At 65.7% G+C, this 24,073-nt stretch carries 19 protein-coding genes and 1 tRNA gene; 13 read left to right on the plus strand and 7 right to left on the minus strand.

Annotated elements, in window-relative coordinates:
* Positions 1-119 precede the first annotated feature (119 nt).
* Positions 120-536, minus strand: coding sequence for a secondary thiamine-phosphate synthase enzyme YjbQ (locus EDF57_RS07695; protein WP_134093796.1), 417 nt, complete (start codon positions 534-536; stop codon positions 120-122).
* A gap of 467 nt (positions 537-1,003) precedes the next feature.
* On the opposite strand from EDF57_RS07695, the gene accD reads away from it, so the two are divergent.
* The 6 genes from accD to EDF57_RS07725 all read left to right on the plus strand — a co-directional run bounded on the left by accD (position 1,004) and on the right by EDF57_RS07725 (position 5,239).
* A complete protein-coding gene (gene accD / locus EDF57_RS07700) occupies positions 1,004-1,852 on the plus strand; it encodes an acetyl-CoA carboxylase, carboxyltransferase subunit beta (RefSeq protein WP_132268000.1) in 849 nt (282 codons plus the stop codon).
* Positions 1,849-2,292, plus strand: coding sequence for an acetyl-CoA carboxylase biotin carboxyl carrier protein (gene accB / locus EDF57_RS07705; protein ID WP_132268001.1), 444 nt, complete (start codon positions 1,849-1,851; stop codon positions 2,290-2,292). The genes accD and accB overlap by 4 nt, the downstream gene beginning before the upstream one ends.
* A 14-nt stretch (positions 2,293-2,306) precedes the next feature.
* The gene (gene accC, locus EDF57_RS07710; protein ID WP_132268003.1) at positions 2,307-3,656 is read left to right on the plus strand and encodes an acetyl-CoA carboxylase biotin carboxylase subunit; all 1,350 of its coding nucleotides are present in this window, start codon (positions 2,307-2,309) and stop codon (positions 3,654-3,656) included.
* 35 nt (positions 3,657-3,691) lie between these two features.
* On the plus strand, positions 3,692-4,639 hold the full coding sequence (locus EDF57_RS07715; RefSeq protein WP_134093797.1) for an acetyl-CoA carboxylase carboxyltransferase subunit alpha: 948 nt from the start codon (positions 3,692-3,694) through the stop codon (positions 4,637-4,639).
* Between the two features lie 152 nt (positions 4,640-4,791).
* Positions 4,792-4,865: transfer RNA gene (locus tag EDF57_RS07720), tRNA-Gly, on the plus strand.
* A 107-nt stretch (positions 4,866-4,972) separates the two neighbouring features.
* Positions 4,973-5,239, plus strand: a complete 267-nt coding sequence (locus EDF57_RS07725; protein ID WP_132268007.1) for a hypothetical protein — start codon at positions 4,973-4,975, stop codon at positions 5,237-5,239.
* A gap of 74 nt (positions 5,240-5,313) precedes the next feature.
* On the opposite strand, the gene EDF57_RS07730 is transcribed toward EDF57_RS07725, so the two are convergent.
* The 4 genes from EDF57_RS07730 to EDF57_RS07745 all read right to left on the minus strand — a co-directional run bounded on the left by EDF57_RS07730 (position 5,314) and on the right by EDF57_RS07745 (position 13,126).
* On the minus strand, positions 5,314-8,277 hold the full coding sequence (locus EDF57_RS07730; protein ID WP_134093798.1) for a TonB-dependent receptor: 2,964 nt from the start codon (positions 8,275-8,277) through the stop codon (positions 5,314-5,316).
* 219 nt (positions 8,278-8,496) lie between these two features.
* Positions 8,497-9,918 (minus strand): aldehyde dehydrogenase family protein, encoded by a 1,422-nt coding sequence (locus EDF57_RS07735; protein ID WP_134093799.1) that lies wholly within the window; start codon positions 9,916-9,918, stop codon positions 8,497-8,499.
* Between the two features lie 94 nt (positions 9,919-10,012).
* Entirely contained in the window at positions 10,013-11,788 is a 1,776-nt protein-coding gene (locus tag EDF57_RS07740; RefSeq protein ID WP_134093800.1) for a thiamine pyrophosphate-binding protein, read from the minus strand.
* A gap of 138 nt (positions 11,789-11,926) precedes the next feature.
* Positions 11,927-13,126 (minus strand): CoA transferase, encoded by a 1,200-nt coding sequence (locus EDF57_RS07745; RefSeq protein WP_134093801.1) that lies wholly within the window; start codon positions 13,124-13,126, stop codon positions 11,927-11,929.
* Between the two features lie 151 nt (positions 13,127-13,277).
* Here EDF57_RS07745 and EDF57_RS07750 point away from each other — a divergent pair, with 151 nt between their 5' ends.
* The 4 genes from EDF57_RS07750 to EDF57_RS07765 all read left to right on the plus strand — a co-directional run bounded on the left by EDF57_RS07750 (position 13,278) and on the right by EDF57_RS07765 (position 17,499).
* Positions 13,278-14,444 (plus strand): acyl-CoA dehydrogenase family protein, encoded by a 1,167-nt coding sequence (locus tag EDF57_RS07750; protein ID WP_134093802.1) that lies wholly within the window; start codon positions 13,278-13,280, stop codon positions 14,442-14,444.
* A gap of 115 nt (positions 14,445-14,559) precedes the next feature.
* The gene (locus tag EDF57_RS07755) at positions 14,560-15,447 is read left to right on the plus strand and encodes a CoA ester lyase (protein WP_134093803.1); all 888 of its coding nucleotides are present in this window, start codon (positions 14,560-14,562) and stop codon (positions 15,445-15,447) included.
* Complete coding sequence (locus EDF57_RS07760; RefSeq protein ID WP_243840952.1) at positions 15,444-16,715, plus strand: acetyl-CoA hydrolase/transferase C-terminal domain-containing protein; 1,272 nt, start codon at positions 15,444-15,446, stop codon at positions 16,713-16,715. The genes EDF57_RS07755 and EDF57_RS07760 overlap by 4 nt, the downstream gene beginning before the upstream one ends.
* Before the next feature lies 1 nt (position 16,716).
* A complete protein-coding gene (locus tag EDF57_RS07765; RefSeq protein ID WP_243840953.1) occupies positions 16,717-17,499 on the plus strand; it encodes an enoyl-CoA hydratase-related protein in 783 nt (260 codons plus the stop codon).
* A 58-nt stretch (positions 17,500-17,557) separates the two neighbouring features.
* Here EDF57_RS07765 and EDF57_RS07770 read toward each other — a convergent pair whose 3' ends face one another.
* Both EDF57_RS07770 and EDF57_RS07775 read right to left on the minus strand, forming a co-directional pair.
* Positions 17,558-19,444: an NAD(P)/FAD-dependent oxidoreductase gene (locus EDF57_RS07770; protein ID WP_243840954.1), complete on the minus strand. Its 1,887-nt coding sequence runs from the start codon at positions 19,442-19,444 to the stop codon at positions 17,558-17,560.
* A gap of 101 nt (positions 19,445-19,545) precedes the next feature.
* Complete coding sequence (locus tag EDF57_RS07775) at positions 19,546-20,502, minus strand: SDR family NAD(P)-dependent oxidoreductase (RefSeq protein ID WP_243840955.1); 957 nt, start codon at positions 20,500-20,502, stop codon at positions 19,546-19,548.
* 239 nt (positions 20,503-20,741) lie between these two features.
* On the opposite strand from EDF57_RS07775, the gene EDF57_RS07780 reads away from it, so the two are divergent.
* The 3 genes from EDF57_RS07780 to EDF57_RS07790 are packed head-to-tail and all read left to right on the plus strand — an operon-like array spanning position 20,742 to position 23,989.
* Positions 20,742-22,352 carry an SMP-30/gluconolactonase/LRE family protein gene (locus tag EDF57_RS07780; RefSeq protein ID WP_134093805.1) on the plus strand — a complete coding sequence of 537 codons (1,611 nt, stop codon included), beginning with the start codon at positions 20,742-20,744 and terminating at the stop codon, positions 22,350-22,352.
* Between the two features lies 1 nt (position 22,353).
* Positions 22,354-22,767, plus strand: a complete 414-nt coding sequence (locus tag EDF57_RS07785) for an EthD domain-containing protein (RefSeq protein WP_134093806.1) — start codon at positions 22,354-22,356, stop codon at positions 22,765-22,767.
* The gene (locus EDF57_RS07790) at positions 22,760-23,989 is read left to right on the plus strand and encodes an MFS transporter (RefSeq protein WP_243840957.1); all 1,230 of its coding nucleotides are present in this window, start codon (positions 22,760-22,762) and stop codon (positions 23,987-23,989) included. The genes EDF57_RS07785 and EDF57_RS07790 overlap by 8 nt, the downstream gene beginning before the upstream one ends.
* The last annotated feature ends 84 nt before the right edge of the window (positions 23,990-24,073 follow it).

The raw sequence follows: 24,073 nt of genomic DNA on the forward strand, positions 1-24,073 counted from the left end.
ACGGCACAGTCTCCGAAATCCAGGTAGCCAGCGTGGATAGGCATCGCGGGGGCGGATGCAAGAGCCGCGAGCGCGATCCGGGCGGAACAGTCCGCCCGGCCGCCGGGAGGGTGCATGGGTCAGGTGCCGATCAGGTGCAGCGCCAGTTCCCGCCGATGCGGCCTGCGCCGATGCTCGGCCAGGTAGATCCCCTGCCAGGTGCCCAGCGCCAGCCGGCCGCCGATCACCGGAACCGCGAGATTCACGCCGGTGAGCACGGCCTTGAGGTGCGCGGGCATGTCGTCCGGTCCCTCGTCGTCATGGGCGTAGTGCCCGCCTTCGGGCGCGACGCGGTCGAGCCATGCCATCAGGTCACCGCGCACTTCCGGCGCCGCGTTTTCCTGGATCAGCAGCGAGGCCGAGGTGTGGCGGCAGAGCATGGTCAGCAGCCCTTCGCCGATGCCGCTCTCCTGCTGCCATCGGGCTATCGTGCGGGTGATATCGGTGAGGCCCCGGCCGGGTGTCTCGAACGCGAGGATCGTGGTCGCCTGTTTCATCGCCCGCCACCCTGAACCGCTCCGCCCGCGGCATCAATCGTGTGCTGCCAGGCCGGCGCGGGGAGGGGGCGGAATGGCCAAGCCGTGTTCGAAAGGTCACGCATTTGCCGCTTGACCTATTGGTAAAGGGGTGAAAAAACCCTGTTTTCGCCGTTTCCATGGATCTTTTGAGGGGGTGCCCGATGGCCTGCCGGATTCGCGGATTTCTGCGCCTTTCACCCTCCCTTCGGCAGGGCGTGCGGCACTTTTTGCGCATACCGACGCGTTCTGGCGATTGATCAACCCATTGTCCCCGCGTATTGCCGCGCTCGGCGGCGGGCCCGACAGGCCAGCGCGGAGCACGTCGCACATAGAGATCGTTCGGTCGCAAGGGGCGCAGGAATACCAGCCCCAGGCATTGCGCCCGGTCGATCCAGCAGGCGAGCCCGGACTCACCGGGCCGCATGAGATTCACGCAAGGGTTCGTCATGAGTTGGCTTAGCAAGGTACGCAATTCCCTCGGGAGCCTGAAGAAGCGGGATACGCCCGACAACCTGTGGACCAAGTGTCGCGGGTGTGGCGAGATGCTCTTCACCAAGGAGTTCGAGGACAATCTGTCGGTCTGCCCGCGTTGCCAGTTCCATGGCCGCATCGGTGCGCAGACCCGCTTCGACCAGCTGCTCGATGCCGGTTATTCCGTGCTGCCCGCGGCCCGGGTCCCCGAGAACCCGCTGAACTTCCGCGACAGCAAGAAGTATTCCGACCGTCTCAAGGCCGCTCGCGCCGCCAATCCGTTCCCCGATGCGCTCACCAATGCGCTCGGCGCGATCGATGGCCGCAAGGTCGTGCTAGGCGTGCAGGACTTCGCCTTCATGGGCGGGTCGATGGGCATGGCCGTGGGCGAGGCCTTCGTCGAGGCCGTCGAACGCGCCATTGCCGAAGATTGCGGCTACGTGATCTGCACGGCAGCAGGCGGCGCCCGCATGCAGGAGGGCATCCTCTCGCTCATGCAGATGCCCAAGGCCACCGTGGCCATCCGCCGCCTGGCGCGGGCCGGGCTTCCCTATATCGTCGTCCTGACGGATCCCACCACCGGCGGCGTCACTGCCAGCTACGCGATGCTGGGCGACGTCCAGATCGCCGAGCCGGGCGCGCTCATCGGCTTTGCCGGCCAGCGCGTGATCCAGGACACCATCCGCGAAAAGCTCCCCGACGGCTTCCAGCGCGCCGAGTACCTCCATGCCCACGGCATGGTGGACATGGTGGTCCAACGCAAGGACCTCAAAGACACGCTGGCCTCGCTGCTCGAATATCTTGAACGAAAGGAAGTTGCGTGAACATCGACAGCGCGCTGGTACGCGAGCTCGCCGAGCTCCTTGCTGAAACCGGCCTGACCGAAATCGAGGTCGAGGACGGCGAACGCAAGATCAAGGTCGTGCGTCAGGTCGCACAGCAGATCGTTGCCGCTGCCGCCCCGGCCCTGGCCGCCGCGCCGGTTGCCGCTGCTGCCGCGCCGGTCGCCGAAGCGGCTCCGGCCGCTCCGGTCGATGCGGTCAAGTCGCCCATGGTCGGCACCGTCTACCTCGCGCCCGAGCCCAGCGCGCCGAACTTCATCAGCGTCGGCCAGCAGGTCAAGGCGGGTGACGTGCTGCTGATCGTCGAGGCCATGAAGGTCATGAACCAGATCAACGCTCCCAAGAGCGGCACGATCCAGGCCATCCTCGTCGACAACCAGCAGCCGGTCGAATTCGACCAGCCGCTCGTCGTTATCGCCTGAGGACCGGACGCTTCATGAGTATCAAGCGCCTCCTGATTGCCAACCGCGGCGAGATCGCGCTGCGCATCCACCGCGCGGCGCGCGAGATGGGCATCGAGACCGTGGCGGTCCACTCGACCGCCGACGCTGACGCCATGCATGTGCGGCTGGCCGACCATGCCGTCTGCATCGGCCCGCCGGCGGCCAAGGACTCGTATCTGAACGTCGCGGCGATCATCGCCGCGGCCGAGATCACCCAGGCCGACGCGATCCACCCCGGCTATGGTTTCCTTTCCGAGAACGCCCAGTTCGCGGAGATCGTCGAGGCGCATGGTCTGGTCTGGGTCGGTCCCAAGCCCGAGCACATCCGCACGATGGGCGACAAGGTGGAAGCCAAGCGCACCGCCGGTGCGCTCGGCCTGCCGCTGGTTCCGGGCTCCGATGGTGCGATCGAGGACTTCGACGAGGCGCGCGCACTGGCCGAGACCATCGGCTATCCGGTCATCATCAAGGCCGCTTCCGGCGGCGGTGGCCGCGGTATGAAGGTCGTGAATTCGGCCGAGGAACTGGAAAGCCAGATGGGCCAGGCCCGCTCGGAGGCCAAGGCGGCCTTCGGCGACGCCACGGTCTACATGGAAAAGTACCTCGGCAACCCGCGCCACATCGAGTTTCAGGTGTTCGGCGACGGCAACGGTGCGGCCGTGCATCTTGGCGAGCGTGACTGCTCGCTCCAGCGCCGCCACCAGAAGGTGCTGGAAGAAGCGCCTTCGCCGGTCATCACCCCCGAAGAGCGCGATCGCATGGGCGGCATCGTCTCCAAGGCGATGGCCGACATGGCCTATCGCGGCGCCGGCACCATCGAGTTCCTCTGGGAAAACGGTGAGTTCTACTTCATCGAGATGAACACCCGCCTGCAGGTGGAGCATCCGGTGACCGAGGCCATCACCGGCGTCGATCTCGTGCGCGAACAGATCCGCGTTGCCGACGGCAAGCCGCTGACCTTCACGCAGGACGCCATTGAGTTCAAGGGCCACGCCATCGAGTGCCGCATCAATGCGGAAGACCCGTGGAACTTCACGCCCTCGCCCGGCCAGGTCACCAACTACCACGCGGCCGGCGGCATGAACGTGCGCGTCGATTCGGGGCTCTATTCGGGCTACCGGATTCCGCCGTACTACGATTCGATGATCGGCAAGCTGATCGTCTCCGGCCGTACCCGCCAGGGTGCGATCATGCGCCTGAAGCGCGCGCTGGAGGAAATGGTGATCGACGGGGTGAAGACCTCGATCCCGATGCACCAGGCCCTGCTCGAGGACCCCGAGTTCCAGAGCGGCGAATATACGATCAAGTGGCTGGAAGAATGGCTGGCCAAGCGCGCCGGTTGAGGCGCGCTGGACCAGGCAGGTAGACGGAAAAGAGCATGATCTCGTTCCTTGAATTCGAAAAGCCGATCGCCGCGCTCGAGGCGCGCATCGCGGAACTGCGCACGACCGCCAGCGACAGCGACCTCGACATCGCGGGCGAGATCGCCCGGCTGGAGAAGAAGAGCGCCGGCATGCTGGCGGCGACTTACGGCAAGCTGACGCCCTGGCAGAAGACGCAAGTGGCCCGCCATCCGCAGCGGCCCCACTTCCTCGACTACCTGCGTCTCGGCTTCACCGACTTCGTTCCGCTCGCGGGCGACCGCGTCTATGGCGAGGATGCGGCGATCATCGGCGGCCTGGCCCGGCTCAATGGCCGCAAGGTCATGGTGCTCGGCCATGAAAAGGGCCACGACACGCCCAGCCGCATCAAGCACAACTTCGGCTCCGCCAAGCCAGAGGGCTATCGCAAGGCGATCCGCCTGATGGAAATGGCGGGCAAGTTCGGCCTGCCGGTCGTCACGCTGGTCGATACGGCCGGTGCATTCCCGGGCATCGAAGCCGAGGAGCGCGGCCAGGCCGAAGCGATCGCGCGTTCGATCGAGGCCTGCCTCGCCGTGCCGGTGCCGATCGTCTCGGCAATCGTGGGCGAGGGCGGTTCGGGCGGCGCCGTGGCGCTGGCCGCGGCCGACCGCGTGCTCATGCTGGAACACTCGATCTACTCGGTGATCTCGCCGGAAGGTGCCTCCTCGATCCTGTGGCGCACGCCGGACAAGGCTCCCGACGCAGCGGAGGCCATGAAAGTTACCGCCCAGGATCTGCTGTCGCTGAACGTGATCGAGCGCGTCGTTTCCGAACCCGTCGGCGGCGCTCACCGCGATGCCCCGGCCACCGCCCGGTCGCTGTTCGCCGCGATCGAAGAGGAACTGGACACGCTGAACGCACTTCCGGCCAGCGACTTGCTGGCCCGCCGCGAGGAACGCTTCCTGGCCATCGGCCGCGCGTGATTTCCAGGAAGAGGCGCCGGCCGGTGGGTCGGTGCCTCTTCCGGTCGCTCTTCCTGCAGGGAAAGGGCGGCGCCATCCCCATTGACCGTCCCGGCCCGCTGTGTCAGAGCGCGGGCTTACCGATCGCCGATGCGCTGCATCGCCGCCGATCCGCGGGTGTAGCTCAATGGTAGAGCAGCAGCTTCCCAAGCTGAATACGAGGGTTCGATTCCCTTCACCCGCTCCAAACTTCCCATTTAGATCCGATCTCGCTGCCGGATTCTGGCGTCCCGGCTGGACAAATCCGGGCGCATGGTGTGTCTGGACGGGCCTTGGGGCTATGAGGGATGCGAAATGACGCCTGTCGAACGGGGAATGCGGGCTCTGGCGGAGACGCTGGGCTACGGCGATTGGGATGCAGTGGACGCGCTTTCGCGCGACAAGCTGAAGGCCGCCGCGCGGGCGGTGCTCGAAGCGATCCGGGAGCCGGACCTGTACATGACGGAATCGGGCGCGGAAATCGTGCGTCATGTCGGCAGCAACGAGAGCGAGGAGGCTTATCGCAACGACGCTGCGAACACCTGGCGCTTCATGATCGCGGGCGCCCTGGGACAGGATTGAGCGCCGGGGGCCGGGCATGAAAAAAGGGGCCGCAGCGACGCGGCCCCTTTTTTCGTTCCCTCGGGACTCCCCGCTTAGCTGGCGCCGCCGAACAGGTCGGCCAGCTTGACCCGGGCGCCCAGGAAGAGATAGCGGCCCACCGCGCTGATCGGCGTGTTCAGGCTGCCGAGGTCGGGCTTCTGGTTGAACAGGTTAGTCACGCCGCCATAGAGCGTGAACTGGTCGCCCACATCGTAAGTCAGGCTCAGGTCGTGCGAGAAGCGCGCCTTGAACTTGAGATATTCGGGCGCGACGATGTCCGGATTGGCGGCGATCGTCTGGCGGTCGTAGCGATAGACGGCCGAGGCGTAGTTGATCTGCCAGTCGAGGCCGAAGGCGCCGCTCTGCCAGGTGAGGTCGGCCGTGACCTGGTACTTCGGTGCGCCGGCCACATAGGCGTTGTTCACCGTGGCCGCGCCGGGGATCGGCACCGAATCCAGGCGGTGCAGGTAATTGGCCATGACGCGCGCGCCGAAGGTGCCGGCGCTCGCCGTCGGGACCGCATAGGCGAGCGCCAGGTCGAGCCCGGAAGTGCGGATCTGCGCCACGTTGAACGGGGTAAGCTGGAAGCCGGTGATATTGCCCGCGCCGGTGCCGCCGTTCTGCCGCGTGACCACGCCGCAATAGGGATTGTCGAGGCTGGACTGATCCACGCAGAGATTGGCCAGGTTCTGGGCGGTGGTGACGTTGATCGCATTGCGGATGCGGATGTCGTACCAGTCGGCCGAGAGCGTCAGGCGCGGCAGGAAGGTGGGCTGGAGCACCACTCCTGCGGTCCAGGTCTTCGCGGTTTCCTCCTTCAGGTCGGGATTGCCGGCGCCGTAGCCGGGAATGACCTGCCCGGTTACACCGTTGAAGCCGGAAGGGTCGGCGCCCAGCGAGGTGAGCAGGGCGCTGCAGTTCGCTGCACGGTACTGCGTACCGTTCTGCAGATAGGCGGAGCCGCAGGGATCGTTGATCGCCTGATAGGTCTGCGTGGCGCCGGTGTAGAGTTCGCTGATGTTCGGTGCGCGGACCGACTTCGAGTAGGAGCCGCGGAACGTCACGTCCTGCACCGGGGCCCACTCGCCGCCCAGCTTCCAGGCGCCGGTCGAACCGACGGTGGAATAGTCCGAATAGCGGACAGCGCCGTTGGCGGACAGGCGATGGGCGAAGGGCATGTCCGCCAGGATCGGCAGGTTCACTTCGCCGAAGACCTCCCACACGTCGAACGCGCCGCGGGTGTCGCCCAGGGCGCTGGTGAAGGTCAGGCCCTGCGAGACGAGTTCGTCTGCCACGAACCGGCTGGTTTCCTTGCGATATTCGCCGCCCAGCGCGAAGGAGATCGGACCGCCGGGAAGCTCCAGCAGGCCCTGGCTGTCGCCGGTCAGGGTGCCGCTGACGACATGCTGGGTCATCGTCGTGCGGTCGGTCGTATCGGCCATGATCCAGTCCAGCGCGGCCTGGTTCGCGGCGTTGTTCTCACCGAAGAGGTTGAGCGGCAGGCAGTCGCCCGGCGCGAAAGTCACGGGCGGGATCGGCGCGCGGTTGCGGTTGTAGGGCTGGAACGGCGTCCATCCGGCCTGGGTGTTGACGCGGCAGGTCACGCCGCCCCCACTGTTGTTCGCGCCGTCGCTCACCGCGTCGATCGCGGCGAGGTAGCGGTCGGTCAGCATGTTGTTGACGTAGCGCGATTTCACTTTGGTCTGGCCGAAGACGTAGGACAAATCGTAGCGCAAGTTGGGGCTGATCTGCCCGCGCGCGCCGACCACGCTGCGGATCGTCTCGCGCGTCACGTCCTCGCCGCGGCGGCCGAAATCGAAGTTGTCGCGGTTGACGAGCACGCCGCCCATCGCCGGATCGATATAGGGCTGGACGGCCGCGGGGATGTACGGATTGTCCTGGGGGATGAAGAGGTAATAGTCGAAAGTCGGCTGCCCCAGCGAGAAGGAGCGGCTGCTGGCATACTTGCCCTCGGCGTAGAGCGTCAGCGCACTGTTGACGTCGAAATGGGCCGAGGCGCTCACCACGTCGCGCTTGATCTGCGGCAGGAGGTCGTTTCCATAGTCGGAAACGAGCGTGCCCGAGCCGCCTTGCTGGTAGGCCGGGGCCACGAGGGTACCGTGGTCGAAGGGCTGTCCGTCGGCGCCGACGAAATCGGGCACACCGTCGAAATTGACGTCGATTCCGCCCGCGCGCGAGGTGTCGAAATAGCGGATATTCCGCATCGGCACGTAGTCGGGGATACCGTCGTCATTGGTCAGCCCGGCCTCGGTATCGGCAGGGTTGAGGTAGAAGTCGACCTTGTTCTCGCCGTCGAGATAGCGGCGCGAATGGGCGCTGAGGCGGTCTTCCTCGCCGTGCTCCCAGGCCAGGGCGAAGTTGCCGCGGCCGCCGGCGAAATTGTGACCCGCGGTGAGGGCGATCAGGCGCTGGCCGGCATCGCCGTGGCCCGAAATGCCCGTCTGGACACGGGCGGTCAGGCCTTCGAAGTCCTGCTTCTGGATGAAGTTGACGACGCCGGATACCCCGTCCGCACCGTAGACCGCCGAAGCGCCGCCGGTGAGCACTTCGACGCGCTCGACCAGATCGAGCGGGATGGTGTTGATATCCACCGACTGCACGCCGGGGACCGAAGCGACCTGGCGGCGGCCGTCGATCAGCACCAGAGTGCGCTGGGTGCCGAGATTGCGCAAGTTCAGCAGGTTGAGCCCGGTGAAGCCGATGCCCGCGCGGCTCCCGCTGGTGTCATAGGACCCGACCGAGTTCTGCAGGGCCGGAATGGTCCTGAGAAAGTCGGTCAGGTTGGTCGTGCCTGATTCGAGCACGTCCTTCGCCGTTACCACGGTCACCGGATTGGGCGCGTCGGACGAGGCCTGCGCGATCCGCGATCCGGTAACGACGATCGCTTCGCCTGCGGCATCGCCGGCTTCCTGCGCCAGAATGGGCTGCGGGAAGAGCAAGGCGAGGGTCGGCACAAGCGTTCCGCCGAGAAGGACCTTGTCCTTGCGGGTCATCATTTTTCGCGTTCCTTAGACAGTCGCATCGGCCCATCGGACCGAGAAGTGGTCAGAAGGGAACACGGCGGCGGTACGCGAAGAGATTTACGTAGCGATTAACAAGAAATGTAACGACGCATTGGCGGAATTATCACGGATGTCCGTTGTAGGATTGCAACAGTTTAATGCGGGGGCGAGTCGGAGGGCACGGCCAGGTGCCGCTCCGATCCCCCGCCGCAATCAGGCCTGGTTCCAGCCAACTACCGATTTTGTTTCGAGATATTCGGCAAATCCGTGCTCGCCCCATTCGCGTCCGTTGCCGGAACGCTTGTAGCCTCCGAAGGGCGCGTGGAAGTCGAACCCGCCGTTGACCCAGATCGCCCCGGTGCGCATCCGCCGCGAAACCGCCCGCGCCGCGTCGAGATCCTCGCCCGAAACGTAACCACCCAGGCCGAAGTTGGAATCGTTGGCGATTTTCACCGCGTGATCGACGTCGTCGTAGCCGATGATGACCAGCACCGGGCCGAAGATTTCCTCGCGCGCGATCCCCATGTCATTGGTGCCGACGAATACGGTGGGCTTCACATAGTAGCCCTTGTCGAGCCCTTCGGGCTTGCCGGGACCGCCGGCGATCAGCTTGGCGCCCTCCTCGATGCCCTTTTCGATGTAGCCCTGGATGATCTCGTACTGGCTCTTGGAGACGACCGGGCCCATCGCGAAGTTGCCCTTGGGATCGCCGACGGTCACGCCGTTGGCGGCCTCGGTGGCGGCGGCCACGGCATCGTCCATGCGCGCGTTCGGCACCAGGAGGCGCGAACCGGCCGAGCAGGTCTGGCCGGAATTGCCCATCATCCCGCCGGTAGCGGCAGCGACGTTGGCAGCGAGTGAGGCATCGTCGAGGACGATCCATGCAGACTTGCCGCCGAGTTCGAGGCCCACGCGCTTCACGGTATCGGCCGCGTCCTTCTGGATCTGCACGCCCACCGGCTCCGATCCGGTGAAGGAGATCATGTCCACGTCCTCATGCGTGGACAGCGCGGTGCCGATCTCGCTGCCCTTGCCCTGCACCATGTTGAACACGCCGGCGGGAACACCCGCGTCATGCAGGATTTCGGCCAGGACCTGGGCCGAATACGGCGCCAGTTGCGGCGGCTTCAGGATCATCGTGCAGCCGGCGGCGAGCGCCGGGAAGATCTTCACGCAGGTCTGGTTCATCGGCCAGTTCCACGGCGTGATCAGACCGCAGACGCCGATCGGCTCCTTGCGGATCATGGTGACGCCGCGCTGTTCCTCGAACTTGAAGTCCTTCAGCACTTCGATCGCGGTGGAGAGGTGACCCTTGCCCAACAGCGTGTGGAACCCGCAGGCGAGCGACATCGGCGCGCCCATTTCCTCGCTGACGGCCTCACCCAGTTCGGTTTCGCGCTTCAGGTATTCGGCCAGGATCGTTTCGAGCAGGTCGAGGCGCTCCTTCGCGCTCGTCTCGCCGAAAGTGGCGAAGGCGCGGCGGGCGGCAGCCACGGCCTTGTCGACATCGGCAGCCGAACCCAGCGAGATCGTGCCGGAGACTTCCTCGGTGGCCGGATTGACGACTTGTGCGGTGCGCGGCGCGATGGGATCGACCCACTGCCCGTCGATGTAGAACTGGGTGTAATTGCGCATCGTTCTCTCCCGTTCCTAAAGCAAAACCGCCCCGCACTCGGATCGAGAGGGAGCGGCTTCGCTTCAGGTCTGCATTGGTTTTCCGGTTTCCGGCTTACTGGGTGCCCTCAGCATACCAGGTGCGGAATTCGGAATAGTTCGGCATTTCTTCCGAGTTCGCGGCCGGGTCGATCGGCACGTGGATCACGGTGCAGCCGCCACGCTCATAGGCGCGCTGGATGGCCGGGCCGATGTCTTCGGCCTTCTCGACGTATTCGCCTGCCGCGCCGAAGCCTTCGGCGATCTTGTCGAAGCGGACCTTGTCGGACCAGTGCACGCCGGTTTCCTTGGTACCCTTGCCGAAAGTGCGCTTGTAGACGCCCACTTCGAGGCCCCACTGGAAGTCGACGCCGACGATCACCACCAGCGGCAGGTTCTTGCGCACCGCCACTTCCAGTTCGCCCACGTGGAACAGGAACGAGGAGTCCGAGGTAATCAGCATGCCCGGGCGCTGCTTGCCGGTCTCGGCCTGGTCGGCGAGCATGGCGCCGGTGGCATAGGGCAGGCCGGTGCCGATGTGGCCGTAGTTCTGGTTCCAGATCACGTCGTGCGGCTTGGCCTGCGAGTAGGTCCACTGGAAGATCACCGTGGCGCCGCCGTCGCGGATCAGGATGCCGTCCTTCGGGAAGGCCTTGGTCGCTTCGGTGACGAACTGGCTGGTGTGCATCTTCGCGGTTGAGCCATCGGGCTTGCCGGCGGCTTCCTCGGCCAGTTCGACAAGCTGGTCAGCATCGCGCTGGATATATTCGGCCAGCGAAGCTGCCGCCTTGCGCGGCGTATCCTTGAGGGCGCGGACAAGCTGCGGCACGACGGCGCGCACGTCGCCCACCAGCGGCACGTCGATCGGGCGGTTGACGCCGATCGCGGTCGGGTCCTGCTGGACGTAGATCCACTTGCGGTTGGCTTCGTTGTCCACCCAGTGACGCCAGCGGCCATAGTGGCTGGGCTCGCCCAGTTCGGTGGCGAGTGCCACGCAGCAATCGCTTTCGACCACCGCGTCGATCGAGGCTTCCGAGAAGCCGTAGGGGAACGTACGGTCCTCAAGCCCCTCGATGAACGAGGTTCCGCCCGAGGTCTGGATGACCGGGCACTGCATCAGTTCGGCCAGTTCCTTGACCGAGGCGCCGGCCTTGGCGGTGTAGACGCCGTGGCCCACCAGCAGCACCGGGTTCTTGGCATTGCGGATGATTTCGGCCGCTTCGGCAATGCGGTCGCCGTCGGCGCCCTGCATGGTCAGGCGATAGCGGTGTGGCGGCAGCACTGGCGGCAGGTCCAACTCTTCCAGAATGACGTGTGCGGGATACTCGATATAGGCCGGTCCCGGCGTGCCCGACATGGCGACGCGGATGGCTTCGCGCACGATCTCATCGGTCTGGTCGGCATATTCGATCGAGCTGGAGAACTTCACCGAATCCTCGATCATCGGCTCCTGGCGGACGAACTGGATGCGGCCACGGCGCACGCGGCGCTCGGTGATGCGGGCGCGCTGGCCGCCCATGAAGATCACCGGATCGTTCTCGACCTTGGCGCACTGGATGGCCGGCATCATGTTCGCCATGCCCGGCCCGAGGGTACCGATGCAGAGCGCGGGCTTGCCGGTGATGCGGGCGGCGGCGGCGGCCATGTGGCCGGCGGATGCTTCGTGGTGCGGCGAAACGACGGTCCAGCCGCGCGATTCGGCTTCGAGGAACAAGTGGACGAAGTTGGGATCGGGAATGCCGAACAGGGTCTTGATGCCCTCAGCCTCGAACAGGTCGAGAATGCGCTTGAAAACCGGGGTGCCCTTGCGTGCCGAAACAGGCGCTTCGGCCTGGGGTTGATCGTCGTACATCGTCTTGCCTTCCTCTCGATCCGTTTTCTGCCCGCGATGCGGGGGGAATCAGGTTGCCGTTCTTTTTCCCAAGGCACGGCTTGAACATGTGGTTAGCCCAAGCCTCGGGACACTGTCAGGTGAAATCAACAGTACTGTTCACTTGGAATCGACTGCTATCGCCGGGGCGACGCTGGGGGCCTCTTCGGCCAGTTCTGCGAGCACCGCGTCGTTGTCCTGCCCCAGCGTCGGCGCCGGCCCGCGTACCCGGCCCGGCGTGGAGGAAAACCACGTGGGCACGCCGGGGAATCGCACCGGGCCCTGCTCGGTCTCGACCTCTTCGAAGAAGCCGATGGCGTTCAGGTGCGCGTTGTCGAACAATTCGTCGGTGGAGCGCAGCGGCGCGCAGGGGATGTGCAGACCCCGCAAGGTATCGAGCCATTCCTGCGTGGTGCGCGTCAGGAACGTCTCCCCCAGCAGACCGTAGACGCGGCCGATCTGGCGGGCGCGCTTTTCCAAGGTGGAGAACTCGTCAGTTGCCCATTCCGGCTGCACCGATTCGACGAAGGCGTTCCAGTGCTTGTCGTTGTAGACCAGCGCCGCGACGTAGCCGTCCTGCGTCTTGTAAGGCCGCCGGTTCGGCTCGACCGCGCGGTGGTAGTGCGCAGGCGTGGTCGGCGGCGTGAACATCGCGCCGTTGGCATGCTCCACCAGCATGAACGAGGTCATCGCCTCGAACATGGTGACTTCGACTTCCTGGCCCTCACCCGTGCGCTCGCGGTGATAGAGCGCCATCATCGTCGCGTAGAGCGCGTGGAGGCCGGCCACCTTGTCCGCCATGATCGTGGCGACATAGCCGGGCTCGCCGTTCATCAGGCCCTGCACATGCGGGATGCCGCATTCGGCCTGGATGGTATCGTCATAGGCGGGCTTGTCGCCCTCCGGACCGCGCCGCGAATAGCCGTAGCAATTGGTGTAGACGATGTCCGGCCGGATCGCCCGCACCGCCTCGTAATCGAAGCCCAGCTTGCGGATCGCGCTGCCGCGCATCGAATGGATGAAGACGTCCGCCGTGGCGATCAGCGCGCGCAGGCTCTCGCGATCCTGCTCGGCGCGCAAGTCCAGAACGATGCCACGCTTGCCGCGATTCACGTTGACGTAGATGCCGCCCATGCCGGGCACCGGGCCCTGGGTGATCCAGCGGGTGTTGTCGCCCTCCGGCGGTTCCACCTTGATCACTTCGGCGCCCATGTCCGCCATGATCTGCGTGGCATAAGGGCCGAAGACCACGCTGGTGAGGTCCACCACGCGCAGGCCGGCTAATGGTCCGCCACCTTTCGAATCCTTGCTCGCGGTCAAGGCCCTCTCCTTCTCGTTGGCCTATGGGTAACGCAACGCCCGAGCGAAAACCATTCGTATTTGCGTTTGATGGGCGCATATCGGCACGATGATGGTTGTGAGGCAAAGGGCCCGCTGCTAGTTCGGGGAGCGGGAAGACAAGAGGAACGCCATGGATTTCGCCCTGACCGACGACCAGCAGAATATCCGCGAGGCCGTTCTCAAGCACTGTTCGCAGTTCTCTGACGAGTACTGGCTGGAAAAGGATCGCAGCGGCGAATTCCCGTATGAGTTCCACAAGTCGATGGCCGATGCCGGCTGGCTGGGCGTGGCCATGCCCGAAAGCGTGGGCGGCGCGGGGCTGGGCATTACCGAGGCGGCGGTGATGATGCAGGCCGTGGCCGAGAGCGGCGGCGGCATGACGGCGGCATCCTCCATCCACCTGCCCGTCTTCGGGCTGGAGCCGGTGATGCTGTTCGGCACCGAGGAACAGCAGCAGCGGATGATCCCGCCGATCCTTTCGGGCGAGGAGAAGATGTGCTTCGCCGTGACCGAGCCGAACACCGGGCTCGACACCACCAGCCTCAAGACCCGCGCTGAGAAGGTGCCGGGCGGCTACCGCGTCAATGGCGAGAAGGTGTGGATCACGCAGGCCCACATCGCCGATCGGATGCTGATCATCGCCCGCACCACGCCGCTGGAACAGGTGAAGAAGAAGACCGACGGCCTCAGCCTTTTCTACACCAAGCTGGACCGTGAACATATCGAGACGCGGATCATCCCCAAGATGGGCCGCCACGCCGTCGGCTCCAACATGATGTTCATCACCGACCTGTTCATTCCGGACGAGGATCTGATCGGCGAGGAAGGACAGGGCTTCCGCATCCTGCTCAAGGGCCTCAATCCCGAACGCGTGCTGCTGGGCGCGGAGGCGACCGGGTTGGGCCGCGTCGCGATCCAGCGAGCCTCTCGCTATGCACGGGAACGCGTGGTGTTCGGGCGGCCGATCGGCCAGAATCAGGGCATCCAGCACCCGCTCGCTAAGGCATGGATGCAAGTGGAGGCGGCCAGCCTGATGGTCTTCAAGGCCGCGACCCTGTTCGACAAGGGGCTGGACTGCGGCGTGGAGGCGAACTCCGCCAAGTACCTTGCCGCCGAAGCCGGGTTCGAGGCGTGCCAGACCGCCGTGATGTCGATGGGCGGCATGGGCTATGCGCAGGAATACCATGTCGAGCGCTATCTGCGCGAAGTGATGATCCCGCGCATCGCCCCGGTCAGCCCGCACCAGATCATGAACTTCATCGCCGAGAGGGTTTTGGAACTGCCCAAGAGTTATTGAGGCCGCTCCACTTGAGAAAGCCCGTCATCCCGGCGAAAGCTGGGATCGTAATCGGAAGCGCGGGGTCTGGCTGCCCGCGATCCCGGCTTCCGCTGGGATGACGACTGGAGAGAACATGCCCAAGCACGAAGCAATCGCCGCCCGCTCCTGGCTTTTCGCGCCGGGCGACAGCGAGAAGAAGATGACCAAGGCGATGGAGGGCGAGGCGGACATCGTCCTGATCGACCTGGAAGACGCCGTCGCGCCCGATTCCAAGGCCGCCGCGCGCCCGATGGTGCATGACTTCATTGCCGCCAACCCCGATCAGCGCGGCCGCCTCTGGGTGCGGATCAACCCGCTCGACGGCCCGCACACGCTGGACGACCTTGTGGCGATCATGCCCGCGCGTCCCGGCGGGATCATGCTGCCCAAGGTCTATGGCCGGCAGGACGTGGAGACGCTGGACCGCTACCTCGAAGCGCTGGAAGTGGCGAACGGCATCGAGCAGGGATCGACCCCGGTGATCGTGCTGATCACCGAGACCGCCGAAGCGATGTTCCACACCGGCGACTACAAGGGCGCACCGCGCGTGGTGGCGCTGACCTGGGGCGCGGAAGATCTGGCCGACTCCATCGGCGCTTCGTCCAACAAGAATGCGGACGGCTCCTACTCCTTCACCTACGAACTGGCGCGCAGCCTTACCGTGCTGGGCGCGGCGACGGCGGGCGTGACCGCGATCGAGACGATCTCTGCCGACTTCAAGGACCTCGAAGCGCTCAAGGCCCGCGCCGAGAAGGTGCGCCGCGACGGCTATCGCGGGATGATGGCGATCCACCCGGCGCAAATCCCGGTGATCAACGAAGCCTTCACCCCCACCGAGGCCGAAATCGCCGAAGCGCAGGAGATCGTCGACGTGTTCGCCGCCAACCCCGGCGTCGGCGCCATCGGCTGGAAGGGCGGCATGCTCGACCGCCCCTACCTCGCCCGCGCCGAACGTCTGCTGCGGCAGGCTGGGAAGCTGTGACCATCAAGCTCGCCGCATCCGAACTCGACCTCTCCCGGTTCCTGAAACCGGGAGACCGCATCGTCTTCGGCCAAGCCTGCGGCGAGCCGACCACCTTGGTCGAAGCGCTGATCGAACAGGGGGAGGCCATCGGCGGCCTCCACGCGTTCATCGCCACCAGCTTCTCCGGCCTGTTCACGCCCGAGAGCGCACGGTCCTTCCGCCTCTCCAGCATGGGCGCGATCGGTGCGCTGCGCGGCATGACCAAGGCAAACGCGCTGGACGTCATCCCCGTTCACGTCAGCCAGATCGCCTGCCTGATCGAAGCGGGCATCATGCCCTGCGACGTGGCGATGATTCAGGTCAGCCCGGCCGACGCGCAAGGCAACCACAGCTGCGGCCTGATCTCCGACTACGTGCGCGCGGCAGTGGACAAGGCGCGCGTCGTGATCGCTGAAGTCAACGAGCAAGTGCCTTACGTTCCCGGCGAGACGATCCCCGGCGCGTCGATCGACGTTGCCGTACATGTCAGCCGCGCGCCGGTGGAAGTGGCCCCGGCGAAGATCGGGCCTACGGACGAGGCCATCGCCCGCCATTGCGCCGAATTCATCGGCGACGGCGCCGTGCTGCAAACCGGCGTCGGCGCGGTGCCCGATGCGATCCTGCGCCTGCTGCACGACCGCAAGGACCTGGGCGTCCATTCCGGCATGCTGGGCGACGGTCTGGTCGACCTTGCCGAGGCCGGGGTGCTGACCAATGCCCGCAAGGCAATCGACCGCGGCGTCTCGATCAACGGCGCGCTGATCGGCACGCGGCGGCTCTACGAGTGGGCCGCGCACAATCCGGCGATCCGCATGACGCCCACCAGCTACACTCACGACGCGGGCACGCTTTCGCGGTTATCCCGCCTCGTCACGATCAATTCGGCGCTGGAAGTGGACCTCACCGGGCAGGTCAATGCCGAACAGTCCGGTGCCAGCTACCTGGGGGGCACCGGAGGGCAGGTCGATTTCGTGCGCGCCGGCGCGCGCTCGCCGGGCGGGGCTTCGCTGATGGTGCTGGCCTCGACCGCCAAGGGCGGCAGTCTCTCCAAGATCGTGACCGCACTCTCCGGCCCGGTTACCACTGCGCGGACCGAGGTGGATGTGATCGTCACCGAATACGGCGCGGCGCAGCTCAAGGGCCAGACCTTGGCCGAACGCGCGAAGCGGCTGGTCGCCATCGCCCATCCCGACTTCCGCGAAGACCTGTCGCGCACCGCCCATGAGATCGAGAAAAGGGGCTTTTGAAGTGTCGAGTTCGCAAGAAAGTCGGGCCGTCCTCTACGATGCCCATGACGACGGCATCGCGGTCATCACCATCAACCGCCCCGAACAGCGCAACTGCCTGAGCCGCGAAGTGCGCGAGGGGCTGCGTGAGGCATGGGCGACTTTCGAGAACGACGCCTCCGCCCGCATCGCCATCCTCACCGGCAGCGGCGACAAGGCCTTCTGCGCCGGCGGCGACCTGAAGGAGATGGTGGAAACCGGCATGGCCGTGCCGCCGCGCGATCTCTATGCGCTGCCTTACGACACCATCGAACTGACCAAGCCCACCATCGCCGCCGTCAACGGCCATGCCTTCGCGGGCGGCTGGATGATCGCGCAGGCCTGCGATCTCTGCGTCGCCAGTACCAATGCGAAGTTCGCGATTACGGAGGTGAAAGTCGGACGTGGCAGCCCCTGGGCCTCGCCGCTGATTCACATGATCCCGCAGCGGATCATGATGGAGATCATGCTGACCGGAAAGCCGATTACCGCCCAGCGCGCCTACGAGATCGGCCTCATCAACCGCTTGGCCGAGCCCGGCGCAGTGCTCAATGCGGCGATTGAACTGGCGCTGGAAGTGCTGGAAGGCGCCCCGCTATCGGTAAAGGCCGCGCGCGAGACCGTGATGCTCTCGACCGAGATGGGCCGCTCCGCCGCGCTACAGGCGGCGCGGGCGGCGCATGAGCTTACCTACAACAGCGGCGACGCGCAGGAAGGCCCGCGCGCCTTTGCCGAGAAGCGCAAGCCGGAGTGGAAGGGGCGCTAGGCGGGCTACCTCTCCCGGCCAGGATGCCGGGGAGAGGTTTGGTCCACCGTGTGACGCCTCAGCGCTCTTCCACCAGGCTTTCCGCGGTTGCTCTCGCCTCGTCGGGGGAAGCGTCCTCGAACTTCACGCCAGGATGCCCGTCGCCCTTGCGCCAGTCGCCCAGCATGTCGCGGAAGGCGTCCCAGCCGGGCAGATAGCCGCGGAACAGCGCCCACTTCAGTTCCTTGTCGCCCTCGTTATTGAAGTAGCTGGGCGTGCAATCGTTCTGGAAGCCGGACATGTCGACTTCATTTTCCTTGCAGTGCGCGCAGTAGCCTTCGACGCCTTCTTTCGTGGCCGAGACAGTGCTGGCGCCCCGGCGCTTGGTCTCGCCGATCATGAAGGCGATGTGTTCCGCCTGGCGCCCGAACTGCTCGGTGGTGGACGAGTTCGTCGCGCCCTGGATGTAGCCCATGTAGAACATCGCCGGGAACTCGTCGGTGATCACGCCGTGGAACGTGCTCGCGCCATTGGTCCAGTGTTCGTAGATCGATTTGCCGCCGCGCCCTTCCACCGTGTCGATGCCCCAGCGGCGCTTGAGGTCGCTGGTCACCTCGAAGCCGCTGGCGAAGATCACCAGATCGACTTCGTGCTCGACGCCGTCGGCGATGAAGCCCTTCTCGGTCATCCGCTCCACGCCCTGCGTCGCCGAAACGTCGATCAGCGTGACGTTGGGCTGGTTGAACGCGGGGTAGTAATCGTTGTTGGACAGCGGCCGCTTGCACATGAAGCGGAAGTACGGCTTCAGCTTCTCCGCCGTGTCCTTGTCCTCGACGATCGAATCCACGCGGCGGCGCAGGCGTTCCATCACCTGGAAGTCCACGACTTCGCGGCGGTCCATGAACTCCAGCGGTTCGAGCGCGGGCCAGCCTTCCTCGCCCAGTTCGATGGCGAGGTTGCGGCTGATCTCGGTCCAGATGTCGCAGATCAGATCGGGCTCGCCGGGGATGAAGAACTGCTGCGCGGCGCGGTGGAAGTTGGCCATGCGCTCCTGCTGCCAGCCGGGCTGGAGCGAGGCGGCCCATTCGGGATTCGTCGGCGGATTGGGCCGCTCGTCGATGTTCGATGGCGTGCGCTGCAGCACGTAGAGGTGCTTGGCATACTTGGCGAGGTGCGGCACCGCCTGGACCGAGGTGGCCCCGGTGCCGATGATGGCGACGCGCTTGTCGCGCAGCTTTTCCAGTTCCGGCGCGGTCCACGAACCGCCGGTATAGTCATGCTCCCACCGGCTGGTGTGGAACATCTTGCCCTTGAAGTCGTGAATGCCGGGGATGCCGGGCAGCTTGGGCATGTTCATCACGCCGCCCGCCATAACCACGAAGCGGGCGCGGATGTCGTCGCCGCGATTGGTCGTCACATGCCAGCGCTTGATGCTCTCATCCCAGCGGATGCCGGTGACCAGCGTGTGGAACAGCGCCTTGTCGGCCAGCTCGAAGCGCTCGGCCATGTCCTGGCAATACTGCTGGATTTCCCAGCCGTCGGAGAACTTCTTGCTGGGCATGAAGCCCGTTTCTTCCAGAAGCGGCAGGTAGCAGTAGGCGTCGTTGTCGCACTGCACGCCGGGATAGCGGTTCCAGTACCAGACGCCGCCGAAACCGCCGGCATGGTCGATGTTACGGACGTTGGAAACGCCCTGCTTGTGCAGGTGATAGCCGGCCAGGATGCCCGAAAAACCGGCGCCCAGGATGGCAACGTCGATATCCTCGACCAGCGCTTCACGCTTCGCCACCGGGGTGAACGGATCGTGGGCATAGTTGTCCGAAAAGTCGTCGGTCGGCCGCACGTACTGCTCGCCGCCCTCACGGCGCAGGCGCTTGTCACGCTCCTGAAGATACTTGGCCTTGAGCGCCGGGATATCGAGTTCCTCGGGCGAAGGCACGTCGGACTTGAGGCAGGTCATTTCCATCGCGTGGCATCCTCTTCGCGGCGTCTCTGCTGAGGCCGCCCTTTGATTCCAGAGTTGCGAATTGCAGTGCTAGTTGTCAACACTGTTGTTCATTAAGCGTGTCAGGCATCCGCACCCGCCGTGGCCATCCTGAACGAATAGCCGATATGATCGACGTGCCCGTGCAGGCCGAAATCGAGCACTTCGGCCTTGTCATGAAACGCGTCCGAAGCCGCGGCGACATCCTCGATCGTCCATTCCGGACGATAGACTCCGCGCGTTTCCGCCACGAACATCCGCGCCACGCGGCCCGCCATGGAGGCGAACATTTCGCCGGTGACAGGGCAGCTCTCATGCGCCAGCCAGCCGACGACCGGGGCGACCAGTTCGGGCTCCATCGGCGGATATTGCGAGATGTCGATGCCTTCGGCCATGCGCGTCACCGCGCCGGGCACGATGACGTTGCACTTCACGTCGTGCGCTTCGCCCTCCAGCGCGGCGATATTGTTCAGACCCAGCATGGCCGACTTAGACATGCCGTAGTTCACGCAGTTGAGATTGCCGTAGAGCCCGCCGACCGAACTGGTCAGCACGATGCGGCCATATCCCGCGTCGCACATCGGCCCGAATGCGGCCTGCACTACATGGAACGCGCCCAGCAGATGGACGTCGAGCACGGAATGGAGGTCGGCACCGGAAAGATCGCGGATCGATCCGTAGCGGACGTTGCCGGCGTTGTGGACCAGTACGTCGATCCGGCCCCACTGGTCGAGCGCGGCCTGGATGATCGCCTTGCCGCCTTCGGGGGTGGAAACGGAATCGGTGTTGGCGATCGCCTCGCCGCCCGCCGCCACGATCTCATCCACCACCTGCTGGGCGACGCTGACGTCCGCGCCCGGCGCATCGAGATCGCCCCGGATCGCGCCGCCGAGATCGTTGACCACCACTTTCGCGCCGCGTTCGGCCAGCAGCAAGGCATAGGCCCGTCCCAGTCCGCGGCCGGCCCCGGTAATCACGGCCACCCGGCCCTCAAAGCGCAACGGGGCAAAGCGCAGGGGGGCGAAACGCATCTCTTCCATGGTAAGCTCTCCGGCTTGCCCGTTCTCGGCCGGGCAGTCTCTTTTCCGTCTGACGGTCGAATATGCGCACGGGGCGAGCGGGGGCAATCGAACAAAGCCCTGCGAACGTCGCCGGGGCGATAGTGCGTCGCGGCAAGGTCTTCGTCCCGGTCCTCACGTTGCCTGCCCCCGACACGCTGGATAGGCTCGGCGGGAAAAGAACGGCCGCAAGAGCGCCGGACGAGAGGACAATTTCACCAATGCTCGAACCCGCAGGACGTAATCACGGCGTCGTTTCCGCCCGCGCCTCGGAAGGCTGGATGCTGCACCGGCTGACCCCGCCCACGCGCCTCTACAGCGCCAACGGCCTGCGTACCGGCGCGGACGGGCGCATCTATGTCGCGCAAGTGGGCGGCAGCCAGATCAGCGCGGTCGATCCCGATAGCGGCGCGGTGGAGATCATCAGCCCGATGGGCGGCGCGATCACCGCACCGGACGATCTGGCCTTTGACGAGGCAGGCAACCTCTACGCCACCGAGATTACCGAGGGCCGCGTCACCATGCTGCGCCCGGACGGCACCAGCGCCGTGGTCTGCGGCGACCTGCCGGTGGCCAACCCGATCACCTATTCGCAAGGGCGCCTGATCGCGGCGGGTTGCCACATGGGGGCGCAGATCCTCGAACTCGATCGGAACGGCGGCGCGCCGCGCGTGATCGCGGGCGATGTGCCGATGCCCAACGCCTTCGAAGTCGGCCCGGACGGCAAGCTCTATATCCCGGTGATGGGCGCCAACGCGATCTGGCGCATCGATCTCGACGGCAGCGGCGAGCCCGAAGTGGTCTGCGGCGATCTTGGCGTGCCGGACTCGGTGAAGTTCGATAGCGAGGGGATGATCGTCTCCACCCAGGTCGCCAGCGGGCAGGTGCTGCGCATCGATCCGCGCACCGGCGCGAAGACCGTGCTGGCCGATATCGGCGCGGGCCTCGACAACTGTACGTTCGTAGGCGACCGTCTGTTCATCTCGCACATCCTCGGCTCCATCCACGAAATCACCACACCCAAGGCAGCGGGCGGTCTGGTGAAGCCGCTGATCGAGAAGGGCCTGCAATGGCCGCTGGACGTCGCCATGGGCGAGGACGGCGTGCTGTGGATCGCCGATGGCGGCTTCGTGTTCTCGCTCCGCGCGGGGGAGGCGGTGAAGCTGGAAGGCATGCTGTTCAGCCCCAGCTTCCCCGGTTACTCGCGCGGCGTCGCGGCGGCGGGCGCGGGGACGATGATCGTCACCACCGCCAATGGCGAAGTCGCGAAATTCCATCCTGCCGGTCCTTCCAGTGAGGTTTTGGCGAGCGGCTACGACCAGTTGATGGGCGTGGCGCTGGCTCCTTCCGGGGCGGTGGTCTTCGCGGAATACGGCCCCGGCAAGGTCCACTCGGTGCACAATGGTAAAGTAGAGGAACTGGCCTCCGGGCTCGACCGGCCCAAGGGCGTGGCGGTGGCCGGGGACGGCACCGTCTACGTGGCCGAAAGCGGCGCGGGCCGGGTGGTGAAGCTGGTCGGCGGACGGACCGAGACGGTGCTGGACGATCTCGTCCGCCCCGAAGGTCTCGCGATCCGCAACGGCACCGTGACCGTGCTCGATGTGAAGCGCCGCGAAGCGATCCAGTGCGACTTGTCCGGCGGCGCGCGCGCAGTGATCGCGGCCGGCTTGCCAGTCGGCGCGCCCGAGGGCACCGATCCCAAGCCTCTGGGCGGCGTGGGCGACATGTGCGGGCCGATGGGCAACATGACCGGGCTCGACGTGGGGCCGGACGGCACGGTGTGGATCTGCGGTGACCTCGAAGGTACCGTTCTCGCACTCAGGAGAGCGTAACATGCTCAAGCAAATCTGCTTTTTCCGGAAACGCCCGGATATGACCATGGACGAGTTCATGGACTACTACGAGAACCAGCACTCGCAGCTGTCGAAGAAGATGGGCGCGCAGCCGGCGATCCCCGGTGCGGTGCGGTATGTGCGGCGCTATCTGGTGCCGGAGAAGAACCCGATCACCGGCGAAGTCCACGATCCGGGCTTCGACTGCGTGATGGAAATCTGGTGGAACAGCCGCGCCGACTTCGAACGCTCGCAGGCGATCATCAGCGATCCCGCGCGCCTGCCGATGACCAAGGCGGATGAGGAAAAGCTGTTCGCCAGCCACGCCAACCCGGTCTGCACCTGCATCGAATACGATTCGCCGATGGGTCCGAATGGCGAAGCGACGCAAGTTGAGCTGCGCTACGGTGACTGAACTGACGGCCCGGCAGGAGTGGCGGCAGTTCGGGCTGGTGCCGGTGGCGGCCGGGCTCGGCTACGCGACCAGCGTGATCCATATCTACGGCATCGGCCCCTACATCGGCCCGGTGGCCGAAGCCATGGGCTGGAGCCGCACCGAAGTGACCTTTGGGCTCACCATCGCGACTCTCGTACAGGCCATCGGCGGCGTGTTCATCGGCCTTGCGGTCGACCGCTTCGGCCCCCGCCGGTTCGGGGTGACCGGCATCGTGCTGCTGACTCTGGCCTTCGCGCTGCTCGGCACGACCGGGGCCAGCCTGTCGCAATGGTACTTGCTCTGGGGGCTGATCGCGATGGTTTCGCTGCCGGTGCAGGCTTCGGTCTGGACCAGCGCGGTGGCGTCCCGGTTCGAGCTTTCGCGCGGGATGGCGCTGGCGGTTACGCTCTGCGGCGCCTCGATCGCGGCAGGGCTGTTCCCGATCATCGGCACCTGGGCGATCAAGACCTTCGGCTGGCGGCTGGCCTTCGCGGTGCATGGCGGGCTGTGGTTCGTGATGGCGGCGCCGGTGATCTTCCTGTTCTTTCGCGGCGCGCATGACCGGGGTCGGCGCAAGGAACCCGCCCCGGCGAAGCGCGACTTGCCCGGCGTTTCGCTGGGCGAGGGGCTTCGCTCCAGCGTCTACCACCGGCTTTTCATGGCGAGCCTGCTGTTCACTTTCACGATCATCGCCATCGTCGTCCACTTCGTCTCGATCCTCGGCGATCGCGGCGCTGACCCGATGACAGCGGCGGCGATCGCCTCGTTCGTCGGCTGGTTCTCGCTGGCCGGGCGGCTGGGGACGGGCGTGCTGCTGGACCGATTCCCGGCCTCGCTGGTCGGCGCGGCGGTGTTCATGCTGCCGGTGATGGGCTGTCTGCTGCTGCTGGGATCGGGCACGTCGCTCGCCGCGCTGGCGCTCGCCTCGGGGCTGATCGGGCTGACTTTGGGGGCGGAAATCGACGTGGTGGTCTACCTGATCACCCGGCATTTCGGCCTCAGGAACTTCGGCGGGCTCTACGGCGGCGTGCTGGCCGCGCTGTCGATCGGCACGGCAGTCGGCCCGCTAGTGGCGGCGCTGATTCACGACCGCACGGGCAGCTACGCAATGTTCCTCTATCTGGCGATTGCCACGATGGCGGCCAGCAGCCTCGCGATCGGCTCGCTGCCGCGCGGCCGCCTCAAATTTGCGCCAGCGTAACCGATGTAGCGCCTCGGCGATTGGCCTCGCGTGCGAATAATGGGATAACGGCCGCAAATCGGCGCGATACGAAATTGGGAAGAG

Origin of the sequence: Novosphingobium sp. PhB55 (genome assembly GCF_004368805.1) — a bacterium.
GTDB lineage: Bacteria > Pseudomonadota > Alphaproteobacteria > Sphingomonadales > Sphingomonadaceae > Novosphingobium.

Bases quoted from the DNA above. Each gene is read 5' to 3' on its own strand.
- EDF57_RS07695 (WP_134093796.1), bottom strand. From the start codon at position 536: ATGAAACAGGCGACCACGATCCTCGCGTTCGAGACACCCGGCCGGGGC.
- accC (WP_132268003.1), top strand. From the start codon at position 2,307: ATGAGTATCAAGCGCCTCCTGATTGCCAACCGCGGCGAGATCGCGCTG.
- EDF57_RS07785 (WP_134093806.1), top strand. From the start codon at position 22,354: ATGCTCAAGCAAATCTGCTTTTTCCGGAAACGCCCGGATATGACCATG.
- EDF57_RS07735 (WP_134093799.1), bottom strand. From the start codon at position 9,918: ATGCGCAATTACACCCAGTTCTACATCGACGGGCAGTGGGTCGATCCC.
- EDF57_RS07715 (WP_134093797.1), top strand. From the start codon at position 3,692: ATGATCTCGTTCCTTGAATTCGAAAAGCCGATCGCCGCGCTCGAGGCG.
- EDF57_RS07730 (WP_134093798.1), bottom strand. From the start codon at position 8,277: ATGATGACCCGCAAGGACAAGGTCCTTCTCGGCGGAACGCTTGTGCCG.
- EDF57_RS07750 (WP_134093802.1), top strand. From the start codon at position 13,278: ATGGATTTCGCCCTGACCGACGACCAGCAGAATATCCGCGAGGCCGTT.
- EDF57_RS07740 (WP_134093800.1), bottom strand. From the start codon at position 11,788: ATGTACGACGATCAACCCCAGGCCGAAGCGCCTGTTTCGGCACGCAAG.
- EDF57_RS07780 (WP_134093805.1), top strand. From the start codon at position 20,742: ATGCTCGAACCCGCAGGACGTAATCACGGCGTCGTTTCCGCCCGCGCC.
- EDF57_RS07770 (WP_243840954.1), bottom strand. From the start codon at position 19,444: ATGGAAATGACCTGCCTCAAGTCCGACGTGCCTTCGCCCGAGGAACTC.
- accD (WP_132268000.1), top strand. From the start codon at position 1,004: ATGAGTTGGCTTAGCAAGGTACGCAATTCCCTCGGGAGCCTGAAGAAG.
- EDF57_RS07725 (WP_132268007.1), top strand. From the start codon at position 4,973: ATGACGCCTGTCGAACGGGGAATGCGGGCTCTGGCGGAGACGCTGGGC.
- EDF57_RS07775 (WP_243840955.1), bottom strand. From the start codon at position 20,502: ATGGAAGAGATGCGTTTCGCCCCCCTGCGCTTTGCCCCGTTGCGCTTT.
- EDF57_RS07755 (WP_134093803.1), top strand. From the start codon at position 14,560: ATGCCCAAGCACGAAGCAATCGCCGCCCGCTCCTGGCTTTTCGCGCCG.